The 24,494-nt window shown below is 57.3% G+C and carries 25 protein-coding genes; 12 read left to right on the plus strand and 13 right to left on the minus strand.

What is annotated here, in order from left to right:
- Nucleotides 1-64: 64 nt before the first annotated feature.
- Complete coding sequence (gene grxD / locus LVW35_RS05620) at nt 65-403, plus strand: Grx4 family monothiol glutaredoxin (RefSeq protein WP_012722486.1); 339 nt, start codon at nt 65-67, stop codon at nt 401-403.
- Nucleotides 404-514: 111 nt separating this feature from the next.
- Nucleotides 515-1,737 (plus strand): IS3 family transposase gene (locus tag LVW35_RS05625; RefSeq protein WP_233892000.1). Its coding sequence is split into 2 segments (ribosomal slippage): nt 515-866 and nt 866-1,737, totalling 1,224 coding nucleotides; the frame shifts between segments, so codons are not numbered across the junction.
- 51 nt (nt 1,738-1,788) lie between these two features.
- Here the strand turns inward: LVW35_RS05625 and bfr are convergent.
- Nucleotides 1,789-2,259, minus strand: coding sequence for a bacterioferritin (gene bfr, locus LVW35_RS05630; protein WP_017738288.1), 471 nt, complete (start codon nt 2,257-2,259; stop codon nt 1,789-1,791).
- Nucleotides 2,260-2,460: 201 nt separating this feature from the next.
- On the minus strand, nt 2,461-2,679 hold the full coding sequence (locus LVW35_RS05635; protein WP_010564137.1) for a bacterioferritin-associated ferredoxin: 219 nt from the start codon (nt 2,677-2,679) through the stop codon (nt 2,461-2,463).
- Between the two features lie 244 nt (nt 2,680-2,923).
- On the opposite strand from LVW35_RS05635, the gene LVW35_RS05640 reads away from it, so the two are divergent.
- Complete coding sequence (locus tag LVW35_RS05640) at nt 2,924-3,526, plus strand: peroxiredoxin (RefSeq protein ID WP_233894152.1); 603 nt, start codon at nt 2,924-2,926, stop codon at nt 3,524-3,526.
- Between the two features lie 64 nt (nt 3,527-3,590).
- On the opposite strand, the gene rnt is transcribed toward LVW35_RS05640, so the two are convergent.
- Together rnt and pyrC are read right to left on the minus strand one after the other, a co-directional pair.
- On the minus strand, nt 3,591-4,262 hold the full coding sequence (gene rnt / locus LVW35_RS05645) for a ribonuclease T (protein WP_233894153.1): 672 nt from the start codon (nt 4,260-4,262) through the stop codon (nt 3,591-3,593).
- The gene (gene pyrC / locus LVW35_RS05650; protein ID WP_233894154.1) at nt 4,259-5,305 is read right to left on the minus strand and encodes a dihydroorotase; all 1,047 of its coding nucleotides are present in this window, start codon (nt 5,303-5,305) and stop codon (nt 4,259-4,261) included. The genes rnt and pyrC overlap by 4 nt, the downstream gene beginning before the upstream one ends.
- A gap of 156 nt (nt 5,306-5,461) precedes the next feature.
- Here pyrC and LVW35_RS05655 point away from each other — a divergent pair, with 156 nt between their 5' ends.
- The 3 genes from LVW35_RS05655 to LVW35_RS05665 all read left to right on the plus strand — a co-directional run bounded on the left by LVW35_RS05655 (nt 5,462) and on the right by LVW35_RS05665 (nt 8,971).
- Nucleotides 5,462-6,370, plus strand: coding sequence for a flagellar protein MotY (locus tag LVW35_RS05655; protein ID WP_233894156.1), 909 nt, complete (start codon nt 5,462-5,464; stop codon nt 6,368-6,370).
- A 129-nt stretch (nt 6,371-6,499) separates the two neighbouring features.
- Nucleotides 6,500-7,717: an argininosuccinate synthase gene (locus tag LVW35_RS05660; protein WP_012722490.1), complete on the plus strand. Its 1,218-nt coding sequence runs from the start codon at nt 6,500-6,502 to the stop codon at nt 7,715-7,717.
- A gap of 621 nt (nt 7,718-8,338) precedes the next feature.
- Nucleotides 8,339-8,971: a response regulator transcription factor gene (locus LVW35_RS05665; RefSeq protein WP_010212736.1), complete on the plus strand. Its 633-nt coding sequence runs from the start codon at nt 8,339-8,341 to the stop codon at nt 8,969-8,971.
- A gap of 85 nt (nt 8,972-9,056) precedes the next feature.
- Here the strand turns inward: LVW35_RS05665 and LVW35_RS05670 are convergent, their stop codons facing one another.
- From LVW35_RS05670 to metG, 4 genes are all read right to left on the minus strand, one after another.
- Nucleotides 9,057-9,239 carry a PA3496 family putative envelope integrity protein gene (locus LVW35_RS05670; protein ID WP_233894158.1) on the minus strand — a complete coding sequence of 61 codons (183 nt, stop codon included), beginning with the start codon at nt 9,237-9,239 and terminating at the stop codon, nt 9,057-9,059.
- A 107-nt stretch (nt 9,240-9,346) separates the two neighbouring features.
- A complete protein-coding gene (gene nth / locus LVW35_RS05675) occupies nt 9,347-9,985 on the minus strand; it encodes an endonuclease III (RefSeq protein ID WP_233894159.1) in 639 nt (212 codons plus the stop codon).
- Between the two features lie 67 nt (nt 9,986-10,052).
- Nucleotides 10,053-11,039 carry an electron transport complex subunit RsxB gene (gene rsxB / locus LVW35_RS05680; protein ID WP_267924881.1) on the minus strand — a complete coding sequence of 329 codons (987 nt, stop codon included), beginning with the start codon at nt 11,037-11,039 and terminating at the stop codon, nt 10,053-10,055.
- Between the two features lie 188 nt (nt 11,040-11,227).
- Entirely contained in the window at nt 11,228-13,279 is a 2,052-nt protein-coding gene (gene metG, locus LVW35_RS05685; protein ID WP_233894163.1) for a methionine--tRNA ligase, read from the minus strand.
- A 171-nt stretch (nt 13,280-13,450) separates the two neighbouring features.
- Between metG and apbC the strand changes: the two genes are divergently transcribed.
- Nucleotides 13,451-14,545, plus strand: coding sequence for an iron-sulfur cluster carrier protein ApbC (gene apbC, locus LVW35_RS05690; RefSeq protein ID WP_233894165.1), 1,095 nt, complete (start codon nt 13,451-13,453; stop codon nt 14,543-14,545).
- A gap of 461 nt (nt 14,546-15,006) precedes the next feature.
- On the opposite strand, the gene LVW35_RS05695 is transcribed toward apbC, so the two are convergent.
- From LVW35_RS05695 to LVW35_RS05715, 5 genes are all read right to left on the minus strand, one after another.
- Nucleotides 15,007-16,229, minus strand: a protein-coding gene (locus LVW35_RS05695) for an IS3 family transposase (RefSeq protein ID WP_233892000.1) whose coding sequence is annotated in 2 segments (ribosomal slippage) — nt 15,007-15,878 and nt 15,878-16,229 — 1,224 coding nt in all. Because the reading frame shifts where the segments join, the coding sequence is not laid out codon by codon here.
- Between the two features lie 123 nt (nt 16,230-16,352).
- Nucleotides 16,353-16,676, minus strand: coding sequence for a ferredoxin FdxA (gene fdxA, locus LVW35_RS05700; protein WP_233894166.1), 324 nt, complete (start codon nt 16,674-16,676; stop codon nt 16,353-16,355).
- 142 nt (nt 16,677-16,818) lie between these two features.
- Nucleotides 16,819-19,410, minus strand: a complete 2,592-nt coding sequence (gene mutS, locus LVW35_RS05705) for a DNA mismatch repair protein MutS (protein WP_233896415.1) — start codon at nt 19,408-19,410, stop codon at nt 16,819-16,821.
- 168 nt (nt 19,411-19,578) lie between these two features.
- Nucleotides 19,579-19,950, minus strand: coding sequence for a hypothetical protein (locus LVW35_RS05710; protein ID WP_046034443.1), 372 nt, complete (start codon nt 19,948-19,950; stop codon nt 19,579-19,581).
- Complete coding sequence (locus LVW35_RS05715) at nt 19,943-20,431, minus strand: Panacea domain-containing protein (RefSeq protein ID WP_233894167.1); 489 nt, start codon at nt 20,429-20,431, stop codon at nt 19,943-19,945. Before LVW35_RS05715 ends, LVW35_RS05710 begins: the two co-directional genes overlap by 8 nt.
- A 267-nt stretch (nt 20,432-20,698) precedes the next feature.
- Between LVW35_RS05715 and LVW35_RS05720 the strand changes: the two genes are divergently transcribed.
- From LVW35_RS05720 to LVW35_RS05740, 5 genes are all read left to right on the plus strand, one after another.
- On the plus strand, nt 20,699-21,433 hold the full coding sequence (locus LVW35_RS05720) for a LexA family transcriptional regulator (RefSeq protein ID WP_233894168.1): 735 nt from the start codon (nt 20,699-20,701) through the stop codon (nt 21,431-21,433).
- Between the two features lie 596 nt (nt 21,434-22,029).
- Entirely contained in the window at nt 22,030-22,374 is a 345-nt protein-coding gene (locus tag LVW35_RS05725; RefSeq protein ID WP_233894169.1) for a phage holin family protein, read from the plus strand.
- Nucleotides 22,375-22,395: 21 nt separating this feature from the next.
- Nucleotides 22,396-22,953: a hypothetical protein gene (locus LVW35_RS05730; protein ID WP_233894170.1), complete on the plus strand. Its 558-nt coding sequence runs from the start codon at nt 22,396-22,398 to the stop codon at nt 22,951-22,953.
- Nucleotides 22,947-23,105: a zinc finger domain-containing protein gene (locus LVW35_RS05735; protein WP_080589265.1), complete on the plus strand. Its 159-nt coding sequence runs from the start codon at nt 22,947-22,949 to the stop codon at nt 23,103-23,105. The genes LVW35_RS05730 and LVW35_RS05735 overlap by 7 nt, the downstream gene beginning before the upstream one ends.
- A 38-nt stretch (nt 23,106-23,143) precedes the next feature.
- The gene (locus tag LVW35_RS05740) at nt 23,144-24,106 is read left to right on the plus strand and encodes a hypothetical protein (protein ID WP_068936980.1); all 963 of its coding nucleotides are present in this window, start codon (nt 23,144-23,146) and stop codon (nt 24,104-24,106) included.
- Nucleotides 24,107-24,494 lie beyond the last annotated feature (388 nt).

Here is a 24,494-nt window from a genome sequence, read left to right on the forward strand (position 1 = left end):
ATTTTGCGTTACAATGCGCCACCGTGCCGACCTGTGAGTCGCAAAGTTCCAGCCGAGGTGTTCCATGGATATCATCGAAACGATCAAAGAGCAGATTGCCAACAACACCATTCTGCTTTACATGAAGGGCGCGCCAAACGCTCCTCAGTGCGGTTTCTCCGCGAAGGCGTCCCAGGCCATCATGGCGTGTGGCGAGAAATTCGCTTACGTGGATATCCTGCAAAACCCGGAAATCCGCGCCAACCTGCCGAAGTACGCCAACTGGCCGACCTTCCCACAGCTGTGGGTTGCCGGTGAGCTGGTCGGCGGTAGCGACATCATCGTTGAGATGGCGGCTGATGGCTCGCTGCAAACGCTGGTCAAAGAAGCCGCAGCAAACGCGGCGGCCAAGACCAACGCTTGATTTGCCGGCAGTAAAAAGCCCCACTTCTCATAAGAGAGTGGGGCTTTTTTATACCTGTTGTCCCGTCCTGAATAAGGTTTACACCTTCTGACCTATCTTCAGGAGGAGCCAATGGATGCGGGCAAAAGGCGAAGCCAGCGTGACTACACGCTAGCCTTTAAATTATCGGTCGTAGACCAGGTCGAAAAGGGCGAGTTGAGTTATAAAGAGGCTCAACGGCGCTACGGCATTCAGGGCCGGTCCACGGTACTGGTCTGGCTGCGCAAGCACGGCCGGCAGGACTGGAGTCAGGGCGCCTCAATTCGAGAACCGAGGAGCAGGTCCATGACTGAGCCACCCCTCCCGCTAACACCCGAGCAGCGGATCAAAGAGCTCGAAGAGCAGTTGGCGCTAAGCAACCAGAAAGCGCAGTTCTTCGAAGCCGTCGTGAATGTTCTGAAGAATGACTACGGTGTTTCTGTCGTAAAAAAGCGACCCGGCAAGTCCTCTCGCAAGGGCAAATCCAAGACCTGAGCATCACCAGGGCTTGCCTGTTCATGGGCATTTCGCGCCAAGCATATTACCAACGAAATCGGGCTTTCGACGCGAGGGCTCGCCAAGATCAAGAGGTGATGGACTTTGTTCTTGAAAAGCGCCGACGCCAGCCACGGATCGGCACGCGCAAGCTGCATTACCTGATGAGCGTCGAATTTGGCGCATCAGTGCAGGTCGGCAGAGACCGCCTGTTCAGCATCCTGCGCAACGCTCGAGAACTGGTTGTGCGCAAACGGGCTTACCACAAAACGACGGACAGCCATCACCGCTTTCGCCGCCATCCTAACCTGCTCAAAGCGGGCCAGAAGCAGATCGTACCCAACAGACCAGAGCAGGTGTGGGTTGCAGACATAACCTACCTGCCGACACAGGAAAGCGTGGCTTATGTGAGCCTGGTGACAGACGCTTACTCGCGCAAGATCGTAGGCCATCATGTGCATGCGAGTTTGCATACCGAGTCGGTGATCAAAGCGATGGAAAAGGCAGTTGGTGAACGCCAAACCACGCTTCCACTAATCCATCATTCAGACCGCGGAGCCCAATACTGCTCTGAGCTTTATCAGCGCTTGCACGCCAGTCATGGCATCAGATGCTCGATGACCGACGGCTATGACTGCTACCAGAATGCTCTGGCGGAACGGATAAACGGCATTTTGAAGACCGAGTTTCTGCTGTATCGCCCTAAAAATCTGGCGGATGCAGTGAAGATGGTGGGTGAGTCGGTGCTGATCTACAACGGGGAAAGGCCACACATGTCCCTGAAATACAAAACGCCCGATGCGGTGCATCGAGCGTTTTGAGACTGAAACAGGTGTAAACCTATTTCAGGACTAGACATGTGTGTCGAGAGCTTATTCACCCATCTGCGATTGCAGGTAGTTTTCCAGGCTGACTTTGTCGATCAGGCCCAGTTGGGTTTCCAGCCAATCAATATGCTCTTCCTGATCTTCGAGGATGTCTTCCAGCAGCTCACGACTGCCGAAGTCACCCTTGGTTTCGCAGTGGGCGATGGCGGCCTTGAGGTCGCTGTGGCTCTTCTGTTCGAACTTCAGGTCACTGCTGATCATTTCCTGGGTGTGCTCGCCGATGTTCAGCTTGCCCAGGTCCTGCACGTTCGGCAGGCCTTCCAGGAACAGGATGCGCTTGATCAGCGCGTCCGCGTCTTTCATGGCCTTGATGGATTCTTTGTACTCACGCTTGCCCAGCTTTTCCAGGCCCCAATCGTCATACATGCGTGCATGCAGAAAGTACTGATTGATCGCGACCAGTTCATTGGCAAGGATTTTGTTGAGTTGCTGGATGACTGAGATGTCGCCTTTCATGACTGGGGTCCTGCCCTGTAGTAGCTGTGTATAGGGCGGAGTTTGAGCGGCGAAATCCCGAGTGTCAAACCTAAGTTATTGAATAATAAATGAAAATTAATCGGAATAAGAATGTTTGTGTTCCGCGTCTTAGCGCTAACTTATTGAATTACTGGCATAAAAAAACCGGACACTAAGTCCGGCTCTTTAAAACACGCCAAATCAGGCGTGTGTAAATTCTGCTGAATAGGGGAGCGCGGCCTGGGCTGTCTGCAGCTGCGTCAGGGTTTCCCGTACCACTTGCTTGGCGAGGCAAGCACATTTACCGCACTGGCTGGCAACGCCTGTGGTTTCACGCACTTCCTTGTAGCTGCAGCAACCTTCATAGATTGCTTCGCGGATTTGTCCGTCGGTGACGCCAGTACAGAGGCACACATACATAAGGGAGAACCGTCGCGGGTTTAAGGCTTAAGTGCGATGGATCTTAATGTTAACGAGAATGATTGTCAAAGTAGATTCGTAGCGTATTTGCTGGCATAGCGCCCACACTGACGAACGGTTTTTTCAGTGTATGATGGTTGGTCTTCACGAAGCGTGACTGCGTCACAGGGTTGTCGCCAATAAACGGCAGACTCAGGGCCGGTCCTTTTACTTCAATCGTCACCCTCACCTCAGGAGATACCCAATGAGCGTACTCGTCGGCAAGCAAGCCCCGGATTTCGACGTCCCAGCCGTCCTCGGCAATGGCGAAATCGTAGACAGCTTCAAACTGTCTGAAGCCATTAAAGGCAAATACGGCCTGGTGTTCTTCTACCCGCTGGACTTCACCTTCGTCTGCCCTTCGGAGCTGATCGCTCTGGACCACCGCATGGACGATTTCAAGGCGCGCAACGTCGAAGTGGTAGCCGTTTCCATCGACTCCCATTTCACCCACAACGCCTGGCGCAACACCCCCATCAATGATGGCGGCATCGGCAAAGTCAAATACACCATGGCTGCCGACATGAAGCACGACATCGCCAAGGCCTACGACGTTGAGTCCGAAGGCGGCGTGGCGTTCCGTGGTGCGTTCCTGATCGATGACAAGGGCGTTGTCCGCTCCCAGATCATCAACGATCTGCCACTGGGCCGTAACATGGAAGAGCTGATCCGCCTGGTCGACGCCCTGCAATTCCACGAAGAGCACGGCGAAGTCTGCCCTGCCAACTGGAAAAAAGGCGACAAAGGCATGAACGCTTCGCCAGAAGGCGTTGCGGCTTACCTGACCGAGAACGCTGGCAAGCTGTAAGCCAGAATCGAGGTACAAAAAACCGGCCTGAGAAGGCCGGTTTTTTTATGCATGGGCTATGACTTCAATCGTTGAAGTCTTGCCACCCGCCCATGTCTTTCCAGCGGTTGACGATGCCGCAAAACAGTTCGGCGGTCTTCTCGGTATCGTAGCGAGCCGAGTGGGCCTCACGGCCGTCAAAGTCGATGCCGGCGGCCTGGCAGGCCTTCGCCAGTACGGTCTGGCCATACGCCAGGCCGGCGAGTGTGGCCGTGTCGAAGCTGGAGAATGGGTGGAACGGGTTGCGCTTCATGTCCAACCGCGCCACGGCGGCGTTCAGGAAGCCCAGGTCGAAGCTGCTGTTGTGGCCGACCAGGATCGCGCGTTTGCAACCATTGGCCTTCAACGCCTTGCGCACGCCACGGAAGATATCGGTCAATGCCGCTTCTTCACTCACCGCCATGCGCAGTGGGTGATCGAGCTTGATCCCGGTAAATTCCAAAGCGGCGGCTTCGATATTCGCGCCTTCGAATGGCTCCACACGGAAGAAGTGAGTGTGTTCCGGGAACACAAAACCCTGCTCATCCATACCGATGGTGGTTGCGGCGATTTCCAGCAATGCGTCGGTGGCGCAGTTGAAACCACCGGTTTCTACGTCGATGACAACCGGCAGATAGCCGCGAAAACGCTCGGCCATCGGGTGACGGGAACCGCCACCGCTATGCTCGTGTTCGTCGTCGTAATGGTCTTCACTCACTTGCTTTCCTCCAGCAGGCGCCAGCGCAGTGTTTCACCGGCGCGCAGCGGGATAACAGTCAGCTCGCCAAACGGCAGGCTGGCAGGGGCGGTCCAGTCTTCACGAACCAGGGTGATGCGGTCAGTATTCGCCGGCAGCCCATAGAAGCGCGGGCCGTTCAGGCTGGCGAAACCTTCTAGCTTGTCCAAGGCGTTGCGTTGTTCGAACGCTTCGGCGTACAGCTCGATTGCGGCGTAGGCTGTGTAGCAACCGGCACAGCCGCACGCGGCTTCTTTTGCGTGCTGGGCGTGGGGGGCGGAGTCGGTGCCGAGAAAGAACTTCGGGTTGCCGCTGGTCGCCGCATCCAGCAAGGCAACCTGGTGGGTATTGCGCTTGAGGATCGGCAAGCAATAGAAGTGCGGCCGGATCCCGCCCACCAGCATGTGGTTGCGGTTGTACAGCAGGTGGTGCGCGGTGATGGTGGCGCCAACGTTGGCCGAGGCCTCGGTGACGAACTGCACGGCATCGCCGGTGGTAATGTGCTCGAACACCACCTTGAGGGTCGGGAACAACTCGACCACGCGGCGCATGTGCTCGTCGATGAAGATCTTCTCGCGGTCGAACACGTCGACGTCGCCACGGGTGACTTCACCGTGGATCAACAGCGGCATGCCGACTTCGGCCATGGCTTCGATGGCCGGCAGGATCTTGTCGATACTGGTCACGCCGGAGTCGGAATTGGTGGTCGCGCCGGCCGGGTACAGCTTGGCGGCGTGCACGAAACCACTGGCCTTGGCCTCGCGAATTTCTTCGGGCTGCGTGCGGTCGGTGAGGTAGAGCACCATCAACGGTTCGAAGCGGCTGCCGGCCGGTCGTGCAGCGAGGATACGCTGGCGATAGGCATCGGCTTGCTCGGCGTTACGCACCGGAGGTACCAGGTTAGGCATGATGATGGCGCGGCCAAACGTGCGCGCTACATCGGCCACGGTGTGGGGTAACGCAGCACCATCGCGAAGATGAATATGCCAGTCGTCGGGACGCAGCAGGGTCAGGCGGTCGGACATTGGGGATTCCAGGCGGGTCAATCTGGTGGGAATGCTACCGGAAAAGACTCTTGCAGGCACTCGCTATCAAGTTTTGCAGGATGCAACCGATAGCCTTGGGTATGCCTTATCGATGTATGACGCTTTGAAGTGTTGTAGAAACCAGTGGAGCCTCCCGTGCGCCAGCAATATCTAGCCCTGCTCAGTGTGTTCGCCAGCCTGCCTGCGATGGCCCTCACGTTCCAGACACGTCTGGAGAATATTGAGTGGAAGGTAGAAGGCGACCCGTTCGAGTGCCGCCTGACCCAGCCGATCACCGACTTCGGTTCGGGTGAGTTCGTGCGCCGGGCCGGCGAGCAGGCGACGTTTCGTCTGAAAGCCTACAGCGGCTCGCTGGGAGCAGGTTCGGCTACGTTGCTGGCCGCCGCTGCACCGTGGCAGCCAGGGCGAGGTGATATCAACCTCGGTGCCGTGCGCGCTGGCAGTGGTGATGTGTTGTTCAACAGCTCCCAAGCCCAGGCCGGGCGCCTGTTCAATGGCTTGCTGGAAGGGCGTAGCCCGACCGTGCGGCACTATGGGCGTGAAGGCGGCTACTCGGAAATCCGCCTGCTGCCGGTCAAATTCAACAAGGCCTACAACGATTACCAACTGTGTACTGCCAAGCTGTTGCCGATGAATTACGATCAGGTCAAACAGACAGAAGTCGGCTTCCCTGGTGGCGGAATCGAATTGGATGCGGCCGCCAAGAAGAAACTCGACGTGATTCTCGCGTTCATGAAGGCTGACCCCACCGTCAACCACATCGAGCTGAACGGTCATTCGGACAACAGCGGTAACCGCCTCACCAACCGCGACGTTTCACGCCGTCGCGGCCTGGCAGTCATGGACTACTTCAAGGCCAACGGGATCCCTGAATCGCAGATCACCCTGCGTTTTCACGGCGAAAGCTACCCACTGGCGCCCAACACCAATGCGGCCAACCGGGCGCGCAACCGCCGCGTGAATATCCAGCTCGAACGCGTGGCAGCCCCCGAGAAACCTGCACCCACGGCCACGGGCCCGAGCAACCCTGCACACACATCATAAGGTGCGACCATCGGTCGCCCGCTCGACATAATCTGTCGCTTTATCTTCATTTGCTGTCGCGCCCCTGTAAATTCGCGGTTTTGGTCGGTAGAATCGACGCCTTTCCGTACAACCCCGTGGAGTGATGGCATGGCCGACGTAAACAAGGTCGTTCTCGCGTATTCCGGCGGCCTGGACACTTCGGTGATCCTCAAGTGGCTGCAGGATACTTATAACTGTGAAGTGGTGACCTTCACCGCTGACCTGGGTCAGGGCGAAGAGGTCGAACCTGCACGTGCCAAGGCGCAAGCCATGGGCGTGAAAGAGATCTACATTGACGACCTGCGCGAAGAGTTCGTCCGTGATTTCGTTTTCCCGATGTTTCGCGCCAACACCGTCTACGAAGGCGAGTATCTGCTGGGTACTTCCATCGCACGTCCGCTGATCGCCAAGCGCCTGATCGAAATCGCCAACGAAACCGGCGCCGACGCCATTTCCCATGGTGCTACCGGCAAGGGCAACGACCAGGTGCGTTTCGAACTGGGTGCCTACGCGCTCAAGCCAGGCGTGAAAGTGATTGCTCCTTGGCGTGAATGGGACCTGCTGTCCCGTGAAAAGCTGATGGATTACGCTGAAAAGCACGCAATCCCGATCGAGCGTCACGGCAAGAAGAAGTCCCCGTATTCGATGGATGCCAACCTGCTGCACATCTCTTATGAAGGCGGCGTGCTGGAGGACACCTGGACCGAGCACGAAGAAGACATGTGGAAGTGGACCGTCTCCCCGGAGAACGCGCCCGACAAGCCGCAATACCTGGAACTGACTTACCGCAACGGCGATATCGTCGCGCTGGACGGCGTCGAAATGACCCCGGCCACCGTGCTGGCGACCCTGAACCGTATCGGTGGCGAACACGGTATCGGCCGTCTCGACATCGTCGAGAACCGCTACGTGGGCATGAAGTCCCGTGGCTGCTATGAGACACCGGGTGGCACCATCATGCTGCGCGCCCACCGCGCCATCGAGTCCATCACCCTTGACCGCGAAGTGGCTCACCTCAAAGACGAGCTGATGCCCAAGTACGCCAGTCTGATCTACACCGGCTACTGGTGGAGCCCAGAGCGTCTGATGCTGCAACAGATGATCGACGCCTCCCAGGCCCACGTGAACGGCGTTGTGCGCCTGAAGCTCTACAAAGGCAATGTGATCGTCACCGGTCGCAAGTCCGACGACTCGCTGTTCGACGCCAACATCGCCACCTTCGAAGAAGACGGCGGTGCCTACAACCAGGCGGACGCAGCAGGCTTTATCAAGTTGAACGCGTTGCGCATGCGCATTGCTGCCAACAAAGGTCGCTCGTTGTTCTAAGTTCGCACCCGCTGTGAAGAGTGGCCCCTTATTAAAAGGGGCCATTTTTTTTGCCTGGGTTTTTAGGCGCGGGTGATGTTTATAGTTCGTTAAACATGCGTTGATGACTTTAAAAAATGGCTTTCCGCGTGATGAGTTGAATGATTTGGTGTTTAAAGTTTGTAGGGGGAATGAGTTTTTAACGTTTTTTAGGAACTAGTCTTACAGAAAATTCACTCATGAAGGTGCAGCGAATATGTGAGTCGCTGAACAGCCTGTAGGAATCAAGGGTGTAAATGGATATGTTAAAAGGAACTAAAACAACTGGGTTTTCCGCGCCCCTCCGTCCGGCTGCAAACGCGAAGCAAGGGGTATTTCCTGAGAGTTGCGTACGGTACGTTTACCGCGCCCCTCAAAGGCTCAGGATATTTCATTCAAAACATGTAAGCCTCCGGAAAGGTCTGAAAGGATCCATAAAACTGGAAACCTCCGAGCCGGTGTTTTTTTGTAGGCTAATTCCTTTATCGTTGTGGGGTGGGTCTCTGCTTGCTGTTGCTTGGGGGGGAGCGCTATGCCAACTAGGAAACGACTAGGCTATTGTGCGTGCTCTAAATAATTCGAACAGCGAAATTGGACTTTCTCATGAATAAAGTGCTGATCGTGGATGATCATCCCGTCATTCGTCTTGCTGTGCGTATGCTAATGGAGCGTCATGGTTATGAGGTCGTTGCCGAGACCGATAACGGTGTCGATGCGTTGCAACTTGCACGGGAGCATATGCCGGACATTGTCATATTGGATATTGGGATTCCCAAGCTTGATGGCCTGGAAGTTATCTGCCGGCTGTCTTCGACCAAACAACCCGCACCGTTCAAGGTGCTGGTGCTTACGTCACAGGCCCCTGGCCATTTTTCCATGCGCTGCATGCAAGCGGGGGCTGCCGGCTACGTATGCAAGCAACAGGACCTCACCGAGTTGCTGAGTGCGATCAAGGCGGTGTTGTCAGGCTACAGCTACTTCCCCAACCAGGCGCTCAATTCGGTACGCTCCACCATGGGGAATGCCAGTGAGGCGGATATGGTCGAGCGTCTTTCGGGGCGGGAAATGATGGTACTGCAGCAATTGGCTCGAGGCAGGACCAACAAGGAGATTGCCGACGGCATGTTTCTCAGCAACAAGACCGTCAGTACCTACAAGACGCGTTTGCTGCTCAAGCTCAACGCCCGCTCCCTCGTAGACCTGATCGAACTGGCCCAACGTAACGGCTTGGTATAAGAAGAGGGTTCACCACTACGCATTGCTTGGGTAACCGGCAGAAAAAAGCCTCCGTGAGGGAGGCTTCCGGCCATCGACTGCTTGATCAGAGGTCAAAGTCGTAATCGGCCAGTTGTTTTTGCAAGCGTCGTTCTTCCAGAAGATTGTCGATTGTGCGGCGTTTACTCAAATTGGTCTTGGCAACCTCAGCCACGGGGGCCTCTGCCTCATCCTCATCCGACTCAACGAGGTCGTCTTCCACTTCCAGTTGTTCTTTGCCAGCGCTCATAAGGTTCACTCCGGACTAAGACTGCCGTTGGCGCCCCTTATAACGATAATCCATGGTCCGGTAAAAAAGATTTTTTCAATCGATTGATCGAGAAGACCAATGATCCCTCAATCGTCGGACGTCTTGTCCTTGTATTCGCAAAGGTCTTCGATACGACAGCTACCGCAGCGTGGCTTTCGGGCCTGGCAAACGTAGCGCCCATGAAGGATCAGCCAATGGTGGGAGTCCAGCAGATAAGGCTTGGGGACAAACTTCATCAGCTGCTTTTCCACCTCCACCACGTTCTTTCCACGGGCAATGCCGGTGCGGTTGCTGACGCGGAAGATATGGGTGTCCACGGCCATGGTCAGTTGTCGGAACGCAGTGTTGAGCACCACGTTGGCGGTTTTACGGCCGACACCCGGCAGGGCTTCTAGGGCTTCGCGGGTTTGTGGCACTTCGCCATCATGCAGTTCAAGCAGTCGGCGGCAGGTCTCTATAACGTTCTTGGCCTTGCTGTTGTACAGGCCGATGGTCTTGATGTATTCCGATAACCCATCCACACCCAGGGCATAAATCGCCTCCGGTGTGTTGGCCACGGGATACAGCTTGGCCGTGGCCTTATTGACGCCAACGTCCGTGGATTGGGCCGACAGGATGACCGCAATCAGCAATTCGAACGGCGTGGTGTAAGCCAGCTCGGTCTTGGGCTCAGGATTGTCTTCGTGGAGCCTGCGGAAAATTTCCAGGCGTTTTGCGGCGTTCATCGGACGGGGAGTTCCTAGCAGTCGGTCGGCGGAATTGTAGCAATACGCACAGCGGTTTTTTTGCACATCAGACGTTGCCGTGGGCATCCACCTGGCGCTGCGCCTCGTCGACATTGTGTTGTGCCTCGGCCAGTTGCTGCGGGTCGGCATTCGAGTCCTGGGCTTTTTTCAATGCCGCGCGGCGCATCGCCAGCTGGATTTTGGCGCGTTTGAGGTCGGCAGTATTACTGGTCGCAGCAATTGTCCTCGGCGTGCTGTCCAGTTCCAGCGTCGCCAGCGCCTGTTCTGCTGCTTCGAACTGCTGCTGCAGGACGATCAACTGCGACTGCTGTTCAAAGGTGGGCGGGTGACCGAACGCCTTCAAGGATTTATGCAGTTGAGCGCGACTCATTGCAACGGTGATTTTGGCTTTCTTGATCACTGCATCCTGCGCGGTGCTGGCCAACACAGGTAAAACCGGCACTGAACGTTTGGCCCGAGCCAGACGCTCGGCCTGTTTCTGTGCCTCCTCCCGTTGCAACCGTGCATTACGTTGTTCAAAACGCCGTCTTGCGCGGTCGCGCTTGAGACCGCGTTCATGGCGTTGCTGATCATTGGGGGCCAAGCCACCCACAATCGGCAATACAGTGGCCGTTGGGCGCATTTCAATGCAGTCTACGGGGCAGGGCGCGACGCAGAGGTCACAGCCGGTGCACTCGTCGATGATCACTGTGTGCATCAACTTGGCTGCGCCGACAATGGCGTCCACCGGGCAGGCCTGTATGCACTTGGTGCAGCCGATGCACTCTGCCTCGCGGATATAAGCGATCTGGGCTGGAGCTTCCCCGCGGCTGATATCCAGTTCCACGACCGGCACGTGCAGCAATTGTGCAAGACCGGCGATGGTTTCCTGGCCACCGGGCGGGCACTTGTTGATCGCTTCGCCTTGAGCTATGCCCTCGGCGTACGGTTTGCAGCCGGGATGCCCGCATTTGCCGCATTGCGTCTGGGGCAGTAGCGCGTCGATACGTTGAATCAGGTTCATGCTGGGATCATGGGCATGCCGGTTAAGCAAGCTTGGGTTAATGGGGGGTTGGGCTTTCTTGTGGGAAGGGAGCTTGCCCCGCGCTGGGCTGCGAAGCAGTCCTAAAACAAGGTACCCGGTCCTATCTGTAAAGACCGCAGTGGCAATGATGGGGCCGCTTCGCGACCCAGCGCGGGGCAAGCCCGCTCACCACAACCACACCCACAGTCCCTGCAGGCTTACTTGATGCGTTGACCCGGTTTGGCGCCGCTGTCAGGGCTTAACAGGTAAATCTCTTCGCCGCCAGGGCCGGCCGCCATCACCATGCCTTCGGAAATACCGAACTTCATTTTCCGTGGCTTGAGGTTGGCGATCATCATGGTCAGGCGACCATCGAGTTTGGACGGGTCCGGATAAGCGCTCTTGATCCCGGAGAACACGTTGCGTTGCTCGCCGCCGAGATCCAGGGTCAGGCGCAGCAGCTTGTCGGCACCCTCCACGGCTTCGGCCTTGACGATCAGCGCGACACGCAGGTCCACGGCTGCAAAGGCGTCGAACTCGATTTCCGGAGAGATTGGGTCCTTGGATAACTCGCCATTGCCAGCCGGTGCCGATTCGCCGGTGTCAGTCTGGCTGGCGACCAGGTCTTCTTTCGAAGCATCGGTCATGGCCTGGACTTTCAGCGGGTCTATACGCGTCATCAGCGGCTTGAACTCGTTCAGTTGATGGTTGCCGAGCAAGGTGGCGTGATCGTTCCAGGTCAGCGGCGCAACATTGAGGAATGCCTCGGCATCGGCGGCCAGCAGTGGCAGCACCGGCTTGAGGAATATCACCAGTTGGCGGAACAGGTTGACGCCCGTGGCGCAAATCGCCTGGACTTGCGCCTGCTTGCCTTCCTGCTTGTTCAGCGACCATGGCGCCTTGTCGGCGATCCAGGCGTTGGCACGGTCGGCCAGGCCCATGATCTCGCGCATGGCGCGGGCGAAGTCGCGGGCCTCATAGGCGTCAGCGATGCTTGGCGCAGCGGCCAGGAAGGCGTCGGTCAGTTCCGGCGCGGCGTTCTCGGCCACCAATACACCGGCGTTGCCCTTGTGGATGAACCCGGCGCAACGGCTGGCGATATTGACGACTTTGCCGACCAGGTCCGAGTTGACCTTCTGTACGAAGTCTTCCAGGTTCAGGTCCAGGTCATCGACGCCACGGCCCAGTTTGGAAGCGTAGTAGTAGCGCAGGTATTCCGGTGGCAGGTGGTCCAGGTAAGTGCGCGCCTTGATGAAGGTGCCACGGGACTTGGACATCTTCTGGCCGTTGACCGTCAGGTAGCCGTGCACCGCGATACCGGTTGGCTTGCGGTAACCCGAACCTTCCAGCATTGCCGGCCAGAACAGCGCATGGAAATTGACGATGTCCTTGCCGATGAAGTGGTACAGCTCGGCGGTGGAGTCCTTGCCCCAGAATGCGTCGAAGTCCAGCTCCGGCGTGCGGTCGCACAGGTTTTTGAAGCTGGCCATGTAGCCGATTGGCGCATCCAGCCACACGTAGAAATACTTGCCTGGCTCGCCCGGGATCTCGAAGCCGAAGTACGGCGCATCGCGGGAGATGTCCCACTGCTGCAGGCCGCTGTCGAGCCATTCGGAGAGTTTGTTGGCCACGGCGTCCTGCAGGGTGCCGCTGCGGGTCCAGGTTTGCAGCATTTGCTGAAAATCCGGGAGCTTGAAGAAAAAGTGCTGGGAGTCCTTGAGCACCGGGGTGGCGCCGGAGATCGCCGACTTGGGATCCTTCAAGTCAGTAGGGGCGTAGGTCGCGCCGCATTTCTCGCAGTTGTCGCCGTACTGGTCTTCAGTGCCGCATTTCGGGCAGGTGCCCTTGATGAAGCGGTCGGCCAGGAACATTTTCTTTTCCGGGTCGAAGTACTGGGTCACCGAACGCTGGTCGATGTGCCCGGCGTCCTTCAACCGCAGGTAGATCTGGCTCGAAAGCTCACGGTTTTCGTCGGAATGGGTCGAGTGGAAGTTGTCGAAATCCACCAGGAACTCGGCAAAGTCGGCGCTGTGTTCAGCCTGCACATTGGCGATCAGTTGTTCCGGGGTGATGCCTTCCTTTTCGGCACGCAACATGATGGCCGAGCCGTGGGCGTCGTCCGCGCAGACATAAATGCATTGATTGCCGCGATGCTTCTGGAAGCGCACCCACATATCGGTCTGGATGTACTCAAGCATATGGCCAAGATGGATGGAACCATTGGCATAGGGCAGGGCGCTGGTGACGAGGATCTTGCGTGGCTCGGACATGGGGCTCGGCTACTTGATGAAACGGAGGTCGGCCACTATAAAGCGCCAGGAGATATATTTCACCCCGTGGCGCTGTTTCAGAATCTTCCGAACCTGCGAAAGCACGCCGTAACGCTGCTGGAACGGTTAGGATAGCCGCCTGTTTCAGTCAGTCTTTTTCGGGAGTAGCCCATGAGCGCCGTCAATCGCGCAGCGGTGGAAGCCGTGCTTCGCCAGTACACCGACCCCTATTTGAACCAGGACCCAGTCAGTGCCGGCTGTGTGCGAGTCATCGACATCCAGGATGACCACGTGTCGGTCCAGTTGGAGCTCGGCTACGCGGCCGGCCTGTTCAAGAGCGGTTGGGCGCAGATGTTGCAAATGGCCATCGAGGGCTTGGACGGCGTGGGTTCAGCCAAAGTCGATATCCACTGTGTGATTGCCCCGCACAAGGCTCAGGCGCAGATCCCAGGCTTGGTCAACGTCAAGAACGTGGTAGCCGTGGCATCCGGCAAGGGCGGTGTGGGTAAATCCACCACAGCGGCCAACCTGGCCCTGGCGCTGGCGCGTGAAGGTGCGCGCGTAGGTATTCTCGACGCCGATATCTACGGGCCGAGCCAAGGTGTGATGTTTGGCATCGCCGAAGGTACACGGCCGAAGGTGAAGGACCAGAAGTGGTTCGTGCCGATCGAGTCTATGGGCGTGGAAGTGATGTCCATGGCTTTCCTCACCGACGACAACACGCCGATGGTCTGGCGCGGGCCGATGGTCTCCGGCGCGTTGCTGCAACTGGTCACCCAGACTGCGTGGGGCGACCTGGATTACCTGGTGATCGACATGCCACCAGGCACCGGTGATATCCAGCTGACCCTGGCGCAGAAAGTCCCGGTGGCCGGCTCGGTGATTGTCACCACCCCCCAGGACCTGGCACTGCTGGACGCAAAGAAAGGCGTGGAGATGTTCCGCAAGGTCAATATCCCGGTGCTGGGCGTGGTCGAGAACATGGCGGTGCACATCTGCTCCAACTGCGGCCATGCCGAGCACCTGTTCGGCGAAGGCGGCGGCGAGAAGCTGGCTACTCAGTACGGTGTGGAACTGCTGGCCTCATTGCCGCTGTCGATGGTGATTCGTGAGCAGGCTGATAGCGGCAAGCCCACCGTGATGGCTGAGCCGGATAGTCAGATTGCCATGATCTACCAGGAACTGGCGCGTCATGTCGGGGCACGAATTGTCCTGCAGGAAGCGGCAGCGCCCGCTATGCCGACCATCACCGTCAGCGACGACTGAAGGAGTGTGAAGGGAAAAAGCCTCGACCGTGTCGGGGCTGTTTGATGTCCGGTGGAGGGTCAAGGCACGCGAGTTAAGCTTTTACGCACTCGGGCGTGTAAGCATTCACTTACTTTTCCGTAAGCGATTGGTTTTTTTACTCATCATACGTGTCCCGAAACTACGACAGCAATTTCTATCTGTATGAAATATAACAACTATTTATTCTGTATTTGCGATAAACGGCGGCTAGCCCTTCGGTTGCATCCTGTTGAACTTCCTTTGGAACTCTCTAACATCAGCCCTGTGTCCACGGATTGGCACAGCCATCAAGGAACGATGGTTAAGGAACGTCGCAGGATGCGATTCATCAGGATGATGAAAAGGAATATAGGGACTAGGGAAAAAATGTGGGCGGGTCATACCGCCCCTTTTTTTTGCCTATTGTCTAGTCCTGAAATAGGTTTACACCTGTTTCAGTCTCAAAACGCTCGATGCACCGCATCGGGCGTTTTGTATTTCAGGGACATGTGTGGCCTTTCCCCGTTGTAGATCAGCACCGACTCACCCACCATCTTCACTGCATCCGCCAGATTTTTAGGGCGATACAGCAGAAACTCGGTCTTCAAAATGCCGTTTATCCGTTCCGCCAGAGCATTCTGGTAGCAGTCATAGCCGTCGGTCATCGAGCATCTGATGCCATGACTGGCGTGCAAGCGCTGATAAAGCTCAGAGCAGTATTGGGCTCCGCGGTCTGAATGATGGATTAGTGGAAGCGTGGTTTGGCGTTCACCAACTGCCTTTTCCATCGCTTTGATCACCGACTCGGTATGCAAACTCGCATGCACATGATGGCCTACGATCTTGCGCGAGTAAGCGTCTGTCACCAGGCTCACATAAGCCACGCTTTCCTGTGTCGGCAGGTAGGTTATGTCTGCAACCCACACCTGCTCTGGTCTGTTGGGTACGATCTGCTTCTGGCCCGCTTTGAGCAGGTTAGGATGGCGGCGAAAGCGGTGATGGCTGTCCGTCGTTTTGTGGTAAGCCCGTTTGCGCACAACCAGTTCTCGAGCGTTGCGCAGGATGCTGAACAGGCGGTCTCTGCCGACCTGCACTGATGCGCCAAATTCGACGCTCATCAGGTAATGCAGCTTGCGCGTGCCGATCCGTGGCTGGCGTCGGCGCTTTTCAAGAACAAAGTCCATCACCTCTTGATCTTGGCGAGCCCTCGCGTCGAAAGCCCGATTTCGTTGGTAATATGCTTGGCGCGAAATGCCCATGAACAGGCAAGCCCTGGTGATGCTCAGGTCTTGGATTTGCCCTTGCGAGAGGACTTGCCGGGTCGCTTTTTTACGACAGAAACACCGTAGTCATTCTTCAGAACATTCACGACGGCTTCGAAGAACTGCGCTTTCTGGTTGCTTAGCGCCAACTGCTCTTCGAGCTCTTTGATCCGCTGCTCGGGTGTTAGCGGGAGGGGTGGCTCAGTCATGGACCTGCTCCTCGGTTCTCGAATTGAGGCGCCCTGACTCCAGTCCTGCCGGCCGTGCTTGCGCAGCCAGACCAGTACCGTGGACCGGCCCTGAATGCCGTAGCGCCGTTGAGCCTCTTTATAACTCAACTCGCCCTTTTCGACCTGGTCTACGACCGATAATTTAAAGGCTAGCGTGTAGTCACGCTGGCTTCGCCTTTTGCCCGCATCCATTGGCTCCTCCTGAAGATAGGTCAGAAGGTGTAAACCTTATTCAGGACGGGACATATAGGAAAGTGAAGCCGCCCGTCCAGAACGCAAAAAGGCCCGCAAGGGGCCTTTTGTGAAGCGACGCTATCAGCGTTCGAGGACGGCAATTTTACCTGTCTTGCCATCCCATTCCGCGGCATCCGGCATCGGGTCTTTGCGCTCAGTGATATTCGGCCAGATTTCAGCCAGCTCAACGTTCAGCTGAATGAACTGCTCCATACCTGCCGGGACCTCATCCTCGGAGAAAATAGCGACGGCCGGGCATTCAGGTTCACACAGGGCGCAATCAATGCACTCGTCCGGGTGGATGACCAGGAAGTTCGGGCCTTCGTAGAAGCAGTCCACCGGACATACTTCCACGCAGTCGGTGTACTTGCACTTGATGCAGTTGTCGGTGACGACGAAGGTCATTTCTAATTCTCTCCTCAGGCGGCGGCAGCGAAACCCTTTGTGGCAGGGCTCGCGAGGTTCGGGAGCGATAGTCTGCAGGCCAGGCTAATAGCCTGCAGCATCCCAAACCGCGCGAGAGTCTACCAGCTTGCAAGCGTCAGCGTTATATCCGAGTCTTCAGTGCATATAACATTTCGAGCGCTTTTCGCGGCGTCAAGTCATCCAGGTCAAGCTTTGCCAACTCATCCAGCACCGGATGGGGCAGGCTGGCGAACATGTCGCTCTGATGCGGCGTGGCCGGTTTGCTGGAGGTTTTGGCTGGGCTGGCGACTACGGTTTCATGGGGCAGGGCCGTAGTTTCCAGGCGGCTGAGGTGCTCACGGGCGCGAGTGATCACGTCGTTTGGCACGCCGGCCAATTGTGCCACGGCCAGGCCGTAACTCTGGCTGGCCGGCCCCGGCAGCACGTGGTGTAGGAACACGATCCGCTCGTTGTGCTCGGTGGCGTTCAGGTGCACGTTGGCCACCAGCGGTTCGCTTTCCGGCAGTACGGTTAGCTCGAAATAGTGAGTGGCAAACAGCGTGTAGGCGCGCAGATGCGCCAGGCGCTCGGCTGCTGCCCAAGCCAGGGACAGCCCGTCGAAGGTGCTGGTGCCGCGGCCCACTTCGTCCATCAGCACCAGGCTGCGCTCGGTGGCGTTGTGCAGGATGTTGGCGGTCTCGCTCATTTCTACCATAAAGGTCGAACGGCCACCGGCCAGGTCGTCGCTGGAACCGATCCGGGTGAAAATGCGGTCCACCAGGGACAGCTCGCAACTGGCCGCCGGCACAAAGCTGCCGATGTGCGCCAACAGCACGATCAAAGCGGTCTGGCGCATGTAGGTGGATTTACCGCCCATGTTCGGACCGGTGATGACCAGCATGCGGGTATCGTCGTCCAGGGACAGGTCGTTGGCAACGAACGGCGTGGTCAGCACCTGTTCTACAACCGGGTGACGACCTTGCACGATGCGCATGCACGGTTCGCTGACAAAGCGCGGGCAGTTCAGGTCAAGGTTCAGCGCACGTTCGGCCAGGTTGCTCAGCACATCCAGTTCGGCCAGGGCGGCGGCGGTGTCCTGCAGCGGCGCCAACTGACTGATCAGGTCTTCAAGCAGGTTTTCATAGAGCATCTTTTCCCGAGCCAGGGCGCGGCTCTTGGCCGACAGTGCCTTGTCTTCGAACTCTTTCAGTTCCGGGGTGATAAAGCGCTCGGCACCTTTGAGGGTCTGGCGGCGCTGATAATCGATCGGCGCCGACTCCGCCTGTTTGCTCGGCAACTCAATAAAGTAGCCATGCACGCGGTTGTAGCCGACCTTCAAGTTGGCCAGGCCGGTGCGGGCTTTTTCGCGAGCTTCCAGATCGATCAAGAACTGCCCGGCGTTTTCGCTCAGGGATTGCAGCTCGTCCAGTTCGCTGTCGTAGCCGGTCTTGAGTACGCCCCCGTCACGGATGATCGCCGGCGGGTTGTCGATGATGGCTTTTTCCAGCAAGGCTGCCAGTTCCGGGTAAGTCCCGGCTGTAGTTGCAAGCTGTTGCAGGTGCGGCGTATCCAGCTCGGTCATCGCCACCTGCAGTTGCGGCAGGGCACCGAGGGCATCGCGCAGGCGCGCCAGGTCACGGGGTCGTGCGTTACGCAGGCCGATCCGCGCCAGGATGCGCTCGATATCGCCGATTTCCTTCAACTGTGGCTGCAGCTTTTCAAAGCGATAGCCATCCAGCAGACAGGTAATTGAAGACTGCCGCGCTTGCAGCACAGCCAGGTCGCGCAACGGACGGTTCAGCCAGCGGGTCAGCAAGCGACTGCCCATGGCGGTCTGGCAACGATCGACCACCGATTGCAAGGTGTTATCGCGACCGCCGGCCAGGTTGGTGTCCAGCTCCAGGTTGCGACGGCTGGCGCCATCAAGCACCACGGTATCGTCCAGACGCTCATGGCGCAGGCTGCGCAAGTGCGGCAGGGCGGTGCGCTGGGTTTCCTTGGCGTAGCCCAATAGGCAACCGGCGGCGCCGATGGCCAGGGTCAGGGTTTCGCACCCAAAGCCTTTGAGGTCCTGTACCGAGAACTGCTGGCACAGACTTTTCAGCGCCGAATCGCGCTCGAAATCCCACGGTGCACGGCGCTTGGCCCCACGGCGTTTTTCTGCCGGCAGATCCTTCGGCCAATCATCCGGGATCAACAACTCCACCGGATTGATGCGCTCCAGCTCCGCCAGCAGGTTCTCCCAGCCCTTGATCTCCAGCACCGTGAAGTTGCCGCTGGTGATATCCAGCACCGACAGGCCGAACAGACGCTCATCGCCCAACACTGCTGCAATCAGGTTGTCACGACGCTCATCCAGCAGCGCCTCATCACTCACCGTCCCCGGCGTAATAATGCGCACCACCTGACGTTCCACCGGCCCCTTGCTGGTTGCCGGGTCGCCGATCTGCTCACAGATCACCACCGACTCGCCCAGCTTCACCAGCTTGACCAGGTAACCCTCCAACGAATGGTAAGGAATCCCACACATCGGAATCGACTGCCCCGCGGACTGCCCGCGCGCGGTCAGCGTGATGTCCAGCAACTTGGCGGCCTTCTTCGCGTCTTCGTAGAAGATCTCGTAGAAGTCGCCCATGCGGTAGAACATCAACTGATCAGGGTGCTGGTTCTTGAGGCGCCAGTACTGCTGCATCATTGGAGTGTGGGAGGACAGGTCTGAAGTGGTTTTACTCATTGGGTCGTAGGCAAATTCGTTGAAGGAGTGGGGCAAAGGTGGGGCATTCCGCCCTGCGATTTTGCGATGGGCGCAAGGTTAACACGCGAGGTCGAGGCTTCGCAGGTCGCAAACGGATAGGTAAACGCAGGACGAAAGCCAGAGCTGGAGAGCAGGCCGTATGAGTCGCTATTTTGCCCTGCGGCCACTGGCGGGGAACAAGCCTCGGATGACCCCGAGGAAAGCGGCAAACAAGTTGATTGAGGTTGCGGTGGTGATAGCGATCAATACGTTGTCGGAAAAGGGGGCTTTGCCAGAGTAGTATGTTGACCACCCATTCCACACAAGCAAAACCGCCCAAAAGATCACGCCGCAGGCCGCAAACCAGAAAGCACGCCCCGCATACTTCTTGCGCAACTGCCTTTCAGCCTTCTGATCTTTCAGGTTCTGGTTTCTTTCATCGTCAGCGCCAACTGCCTGCTCGCCCCCAGGTTGGGAGTCCTGGTCGGGCCCGGATGCGGGGGGAAGGGTCAGTTCCAGGTTGTCGAGTTCCTCACTCACGGTTGCGGCTCTTTGGGTGAATGAGCTCTGCCATTTCCTTCCAGTCAATGGCGGAACCGTCCGCGCCCCTCAGTGCCCAGGCGGTACCTTCCTCGTGGGAAAGATTGGACAGTTGGGTGCCCGACCACTTGCCGTACTTATTGATAATGCGGTCAATCAAGCGATGGGCGTAGGTATCGCTTTCAGGAATTCTCGGGGTTACGAAGACGATGTCCTCGACGTCGGGCTTAAGGTTACTGAGCAGCGATGTCACAGGGCGGCTGCCGTAGGATTTCAACTCATGATAGAGCGATGGAATGACCGGGCCGTATTGCCAGCGGGCAAAGTGGTCATCCATAAGGGGGAGTTCCCTTTCACGCAGATGCCAGGACTGGGTATAGAACAGCAGCTTTTGAAGCTTCATTGGCGTCAAGCCTGAAAGCTTGCCTTCTTTTGCGCGTTCAATGAAGGCGTTAGCAACAGCTAGCGCTGAATAAGCCATGAGCACCTCCGCAATGGCAGGCTACGTTGTTATAGAGTTTCATATATAGGCTCGGGATTGTCGACAAGCAATGGCGTCCGCTGACGGGCGCCGCGTTGTTTCCCAGCCTGGGTCGAAAACTTGGATCAAGCGTGGCGGATAATAGTGGGCGGTTTACTGTTTGCATAGACAGTATTGTGTAACGGGCTTCAGTGAAATATTGATAAATGCATAGGTTATGCAAATTAGCATTTGCCAACGCAAAAATCTCCCGCCATTATCTCTGATATGCAAAAACGCAATGTATCTATCGTCTTACGCGAACTGCTGGATCGCGACCGGATCTCCCCCACGGAGCTGCACCGGCGTACCGGCGTGCCTCAATCCACGCTGTCCCGGATCCTCAGCGGCAAGATCGTTGATCCGTCGGATAAACATATTTCACGCATCGCAGAGTATTTTCGCGTGAGCACCGACCAACTGCGCGGGCGCGTAGCGGTGGGCGCTTCGCGGGAGGAGAGGCGCGACCCGATGCATTCGGAACTCAAGGACATAAGCCTGTGGGACGATGACACCCCCGTGAATGACGACGAGGTGTCGATCCCCTTTCTGCGAGAGGTTGAATTGGCTGCTGGATCAGGAAGATTCGTCATCGAGGAAAGCGAGAAAGCCAGCCTGCGATTCGGTAAGCGCAGCCTGCGGCATAATGGTGTGCAGTTTGACCAGGCCAAGTGCGTGACGGTGCGTGGCAACAGTATGTTGCCGGTACTGCGCGACGGCGCGACGGTTGGGGTGAATGCGGGCAAGAGTGGCATTGGTGACATCGTCGATGGTGACTTGTATGCCATCAATCACAACGGCCAATTGCGGGTGAAACAACTCTATCGCCTGCCTTCCGGGATTCGCCTGCGCAGCTTCAATCGCGATGAGCACCCGGATGAGGACTACAGTTTCCAGGACATCCAGGATGAGCAGATCAGCATCCTCGGTCATGTGTTTTGGTGGGGTATGTACGCTCGTTAACCTTCTTCTGTAAGACAAAGCCCGCCAACGAGCGGGCTTTTTTTCGCCTGTGAAAACCCACCAAACCCTTTGCCTGTAAGGTTGGGATGCATCCATGCATTGTCAAAGTAAAAATAAATGCATTTGTGCATTGACTGTATATGCATACATGCATATTCTTCATCTCAAGCCAGCCAACAAAGGTCTGGTGGAGGCGGCAAGGATGCTGCCAGGAAGACAAGGAAGGCACGCAACACCGGCAAGGACGCCATCCGAGCGATGGCAAGGACGCCAGCAACACCGGCAAGGATGCCGACGCTCTTTAGTTACACCGCTTTACAAGAACAGGCAGCGATGAACCGGCCTTAACGGTTCAGAGGGTTGGCAACTGACCCGGGTGTGCAGCGTAAAGCACCAGAAGCAGTTATCCGGCAGACAGGGATCGTGGTCGGAAAAACATCGAGGAAAGATCCGTACCGCGCCAGTAGCGCCGAAGGATCGGATATGGACCGTATTACTGAAAAGCCCGGGTAACCGGGCTTTTTGGAATGCCTACCTACACATGGATTTACCAAGAGCCGGCCCTGTGCCGGTAGTGCTCAGCCAGGAGGCGTGACATGACAAACGAGCAGCAAGCGTTAGCGGAAATGCCTATCTGGCTGGTGATCGTACTAGCCCTGATTGGCGGGGTGTCCGGCGAAATGTGGCGCGCCGACAAAGAGGGCGCCCGCGGTTGGTCGCTGGTCCGGCGCCTGGCCCTGCGGTCCGGGGCGTGCATGGTCTGCGGGGTCTCGGCCTTGATGCTGTGCTACGCCGCCGGCATGTCGATCTGGACAGCCGGCGCCATTGGCTGCCTGACCGCCATGGCCGGTGCGGACGTGGCCATCGGCCTTTATGAACGCTGGGCGGCCAAGCGCATCGGGGTCAACCAGGCCTCGAACTCCCGCCCGGATCAGCAGTAACCGCTGCAAGGATGCAAGCAGATGACACTTCTCGAAAAACCGTCCCAACTGCCTAGGGTGATTGGGGACGCGCTGAAGCGCGCGTTCCCACAACTACGGGTCGGTAATCACCATGACTTCTCCGACACGGGCGACAAAACCGGCATTTTGATCAGCGTGGAGCGCAATGGCCCGGGCGTTCGCTCCCTTGCCGGGCGCAAGGCGCATGTCTTGTCGGTTTCACTCAAGGCCACGGTCGTCAGTGGCTCGACGCCCTTTGACGCCTGCGACCTGGCCAGCCGACTGATGGATTTGGCCCTGGATAACCGCTGGGGCTTGCCGCCCGAGCAATGCGACTTGCCCACTGCGATTGTCGCGGCCCCTTCCGTGCTCAGCAGTGCGGAAACGGACTATGACACTTGGATTGTTTCCTTCACCCAGAACTTCTACCTCGGACTGTCTCTGCTCAAAGATCCCGCAGGCATGCCGCCGTCTACGGACCTGTGTGTAGGTGGGTGTGAGAGGGCGGCGAATGTAACGCCGCTTCCTACTCAATCACACGGAAAAGGTGGTTCAGTAAAAGGAATTTGCAGATGTTGAAAGAATTCAGATGCGGTAACTGCAACCGACTTCTCGCCCGCACGGGTGGGTTTACAGAGCTCCAGATCAAATGTTCCCGATGTGGGACGCTGAATCATGTGAAGGCCGCGAGCCTCGAGCAATCGCCGATGAGCGCCATACGCCCAATATAGAGGCCTGAACTTAAATCAGCTAAGTAACGGAGTTTAAAATGGAAAACGCAAATTCGGCGTCTCAAACCTTGCAAGATCTTTGGACCCAAGTGCAACCGGTGGATAACACCGGCATGCTTAGGCGCGTGGTTTTTGGGGATGGCAAGTTTTATGCGGCTGGTGGCAACGGTCTTCCCACAACCACTCAGCTTGTCAGCGGAGGCGCGACTGGTACAGCGTGGACCACGCTTAAGGACGTCGTCACCTCTGATAGCGGAAAGGTCCTCAACGATCTGTACTGGAACGGTCTTGGGACACAGCTTCAAGCCCTTTCTCAATCCGGCAATGTGGTCTACGGCAGCACAGCACGCCCTGAAAGGGCTTGGACAAACATTACGGCAACTGTTCGCGTGTCCGGAGACTTGCAAGGCATTGTGTATTATCAGCCAATTTCCGGCAGCGACGCGACCTGGATACTGGTTGGGTCTAACGGTAAAGTCTTTTCCCGTTATGGCGATTGGTCAGGCCAGGTGGAGCGCACTACGACCTTCACTTCTGGCGAGACTGTGCACTGCGTCAACGTCATTGGCGTTTTTGTGTTGGTTGCGGGATCGAATGGGAAGCTGCTTAGCGCTGTGAAGATGGCGACGGGTGATTCGCAATCATTCTCGACCAGAACCAGCACCTTCGGCACTAGCACCATCCTTTCCATGAAGCTTTGCAACGGGAAAATGTTTATCGTTGGTGCGGATGGCAAGATGGCATATTCACCCGATGGGCTTAACTGGACTGCTGTTGCAGATACCAGTTTCGGTGGAACCATCATCCGCGACATTGCTTACGGTAATGGCAAGTATGTAGCTGTCGGCGACGGCGGCAAGACAGCCGTTTCCGAGGATGGGATCGGCTGGGTTCAGCAAGCCAACACTTTCGCAGGAACCGATATCCGGAGCGTCGCCTACGGCAATGGCAATTTTGTAGCTGTTGGTGCAGGTGGCAAGATTGCTTACTGGACTCCATGATCTTCTACCTCTCTGCGTAATAGAGCCCAGCCGTCGCGCTGGGCTTTTTCATTTCTGATTCAGGCTCGCCACAGCCAGGGTGGCCCTTCGGGGGATGCCTGGACGCTGATAAGCCGGTAGTGCAGCGCTACGGAAAAAAACCGGCAGCCCGTGCGCTCTGTTCACACCAGACTTCCAGAGTGGCGCGAGACTGTATTGGCGAGATCGATGCATTGGGGCGTCGACGCTGGGCTGATCTTTGGCTGACTGCGGGAAAGACCACGCACCTGTTCAGGGCCTCGACATGATCGGGGCCTTTTCGTTTTCGGCTCCACCACACCCATTGCTCCGAGCTGGGAGTGCTGCTGGGGCCGTTCCAATTCAAGTCATGCTCCACGGAGTCGAGCGC

This window comes from Pseudomonas sp. HN11, from assembly GCF_021390155.1.
GTDB lineage: Bacteria > Pseudomonadota > Gammaproteobacteria > Pseudomonadales > Pseudomonadaceae > Aquipseudomonas.

Excerpts from the sequence above, each read along its gene's own strand:
- grxD (WP_012722486.1), top strand. The coding sequence starts at position 65 with ATGGATATCATCGAAACGATCAAAGAGCAGATTGCCAACAACACCATT.
- bfr (WP_017738288.1), bottom strand. The coding sequence starts at position 2,259 with ATGAAAGGCGACATCTCAGTCATCCAGCAACTCAACAAAATCCTTGCC.
- LVW35_RS05635 (WP_010564137.1), bottom strand. The coding sequence starts at position 2,679 with ATGTATGTGTGCCTCTGTACTGGCGTCACCGACGGACAAATCCGCGAA.
- LVW35_RS05640 (WP_233894152.1), top strand. The coding sequence starts at position 2,924 with ATGAGCGTACTCGTCGGCAAGCAAGCCCCGGATTTCGACGTCCCAGCC.
- pyrC (WP_233894154.1), bottom strand. The coding sequence starts at position 5,305 with ATGTCCGACCGCCTGACCCTGCTGCGTCCCGACGACTGGCATATTCAT.
- LVW35_RS05660 (WP_012722490.1), top strand. The coding sequence starts at position 6,500 with ATGGCCGACGTAAACAAGGTCGTTCTCGCGTATTCCGGCGGCCTGGAC.
- LVW35_RS05665 (WP_010212736.1), top strand. The coding sequence starts at position 8,339 with ATGAATAAAGTGCTGATCGTGGATGATCATCCCGTCATTCGTCTTGCT.
- LVW35_RS05670 (WP_233894158.1), bottom strand. The coding sequence starts at position 9,239 with ATGAGCGCTGGCAAAGAACAACTGGAAGTGGAAGACGACCTCGTTGAG.
- nth (WP_233894159.1), bottom strand. The coding sequence starts at position 9,985 with ATGAACGCCGCAAAACGCCTGGAAATTTTCCGCAGGCTCCACGAAGAC.
- metG (WP_233894163.1), bottom strand. The coding sequence starts at position 13,279 with ATGTCCGAGCCACGCAAGATCCTCGTCACCAGCGCCCTGCCCTATGCC.
- apbC (WP_233894165.1), top strand. The coding sequence starts at position 13,451 with ATGAGCGCCGTCAATCGCGCAGCGGTGGAAGCCGTGCTTCGCCAGTAC.
- fdxA (WP_233894166.1), bottom strand. The coding sequence starts at position 16,676 with ATGACCTTCGTCGTCACCGACAACTGCATCAAGTGCAAGTACACCGAC.
- mutS (WP_233896415.1), bottom strand. The coding sequence starts at position 19,410 with ATGAGTAAAACCACTTCAGACCTGTCCTCCCACACTCCAATGATGCAG.
- LVW35_RS05715 (WP_233894167.1), bottom strand. The coding sequence starts at position 20,431 with ATGGCTTATTCAGCGCTAGCTGTTGCTAACGCCTTCATTGAACGCGCA.
- LVW35_RS05720 (WP_233894168.1), top strand. The coding sequence starts at position 20,699 with ATGCAAAAACGCAATGTATCTATCGTCTTACGCGAACTGCTGGATCGC.
- LVW35_RS05725 (WP_233894169.1), top strand. The coding sequence starts at position 22,030 with ATGACAAACGAGCAGCAAGCGTTAGCGGAAATGCCTATCTGGCTGGTG.
- LVW35_RS05730 (WP_233894170.1), top strand. The coding sequence starts at position 22,396 with ATGACACTTCTCGAAAAACCGTCCCAACTGCCTAGGGTGATTGGGGAC.
- LVW35_RS05735 (WP_080589265.1), top strand. The coding sequence starts at position 22,947 with ATGTTGAAAGAATTCAGATGCGGTAACTGCAACCGACTTCTCGCCCGC.
- LVW35_RS05740 (WP_068936980.1), top strand. The coding sequence starts at position 23,144 with ATGGAAAACGCAAATTCGGCGTCTCAAACCTTGCAAGATCTTTGGACC.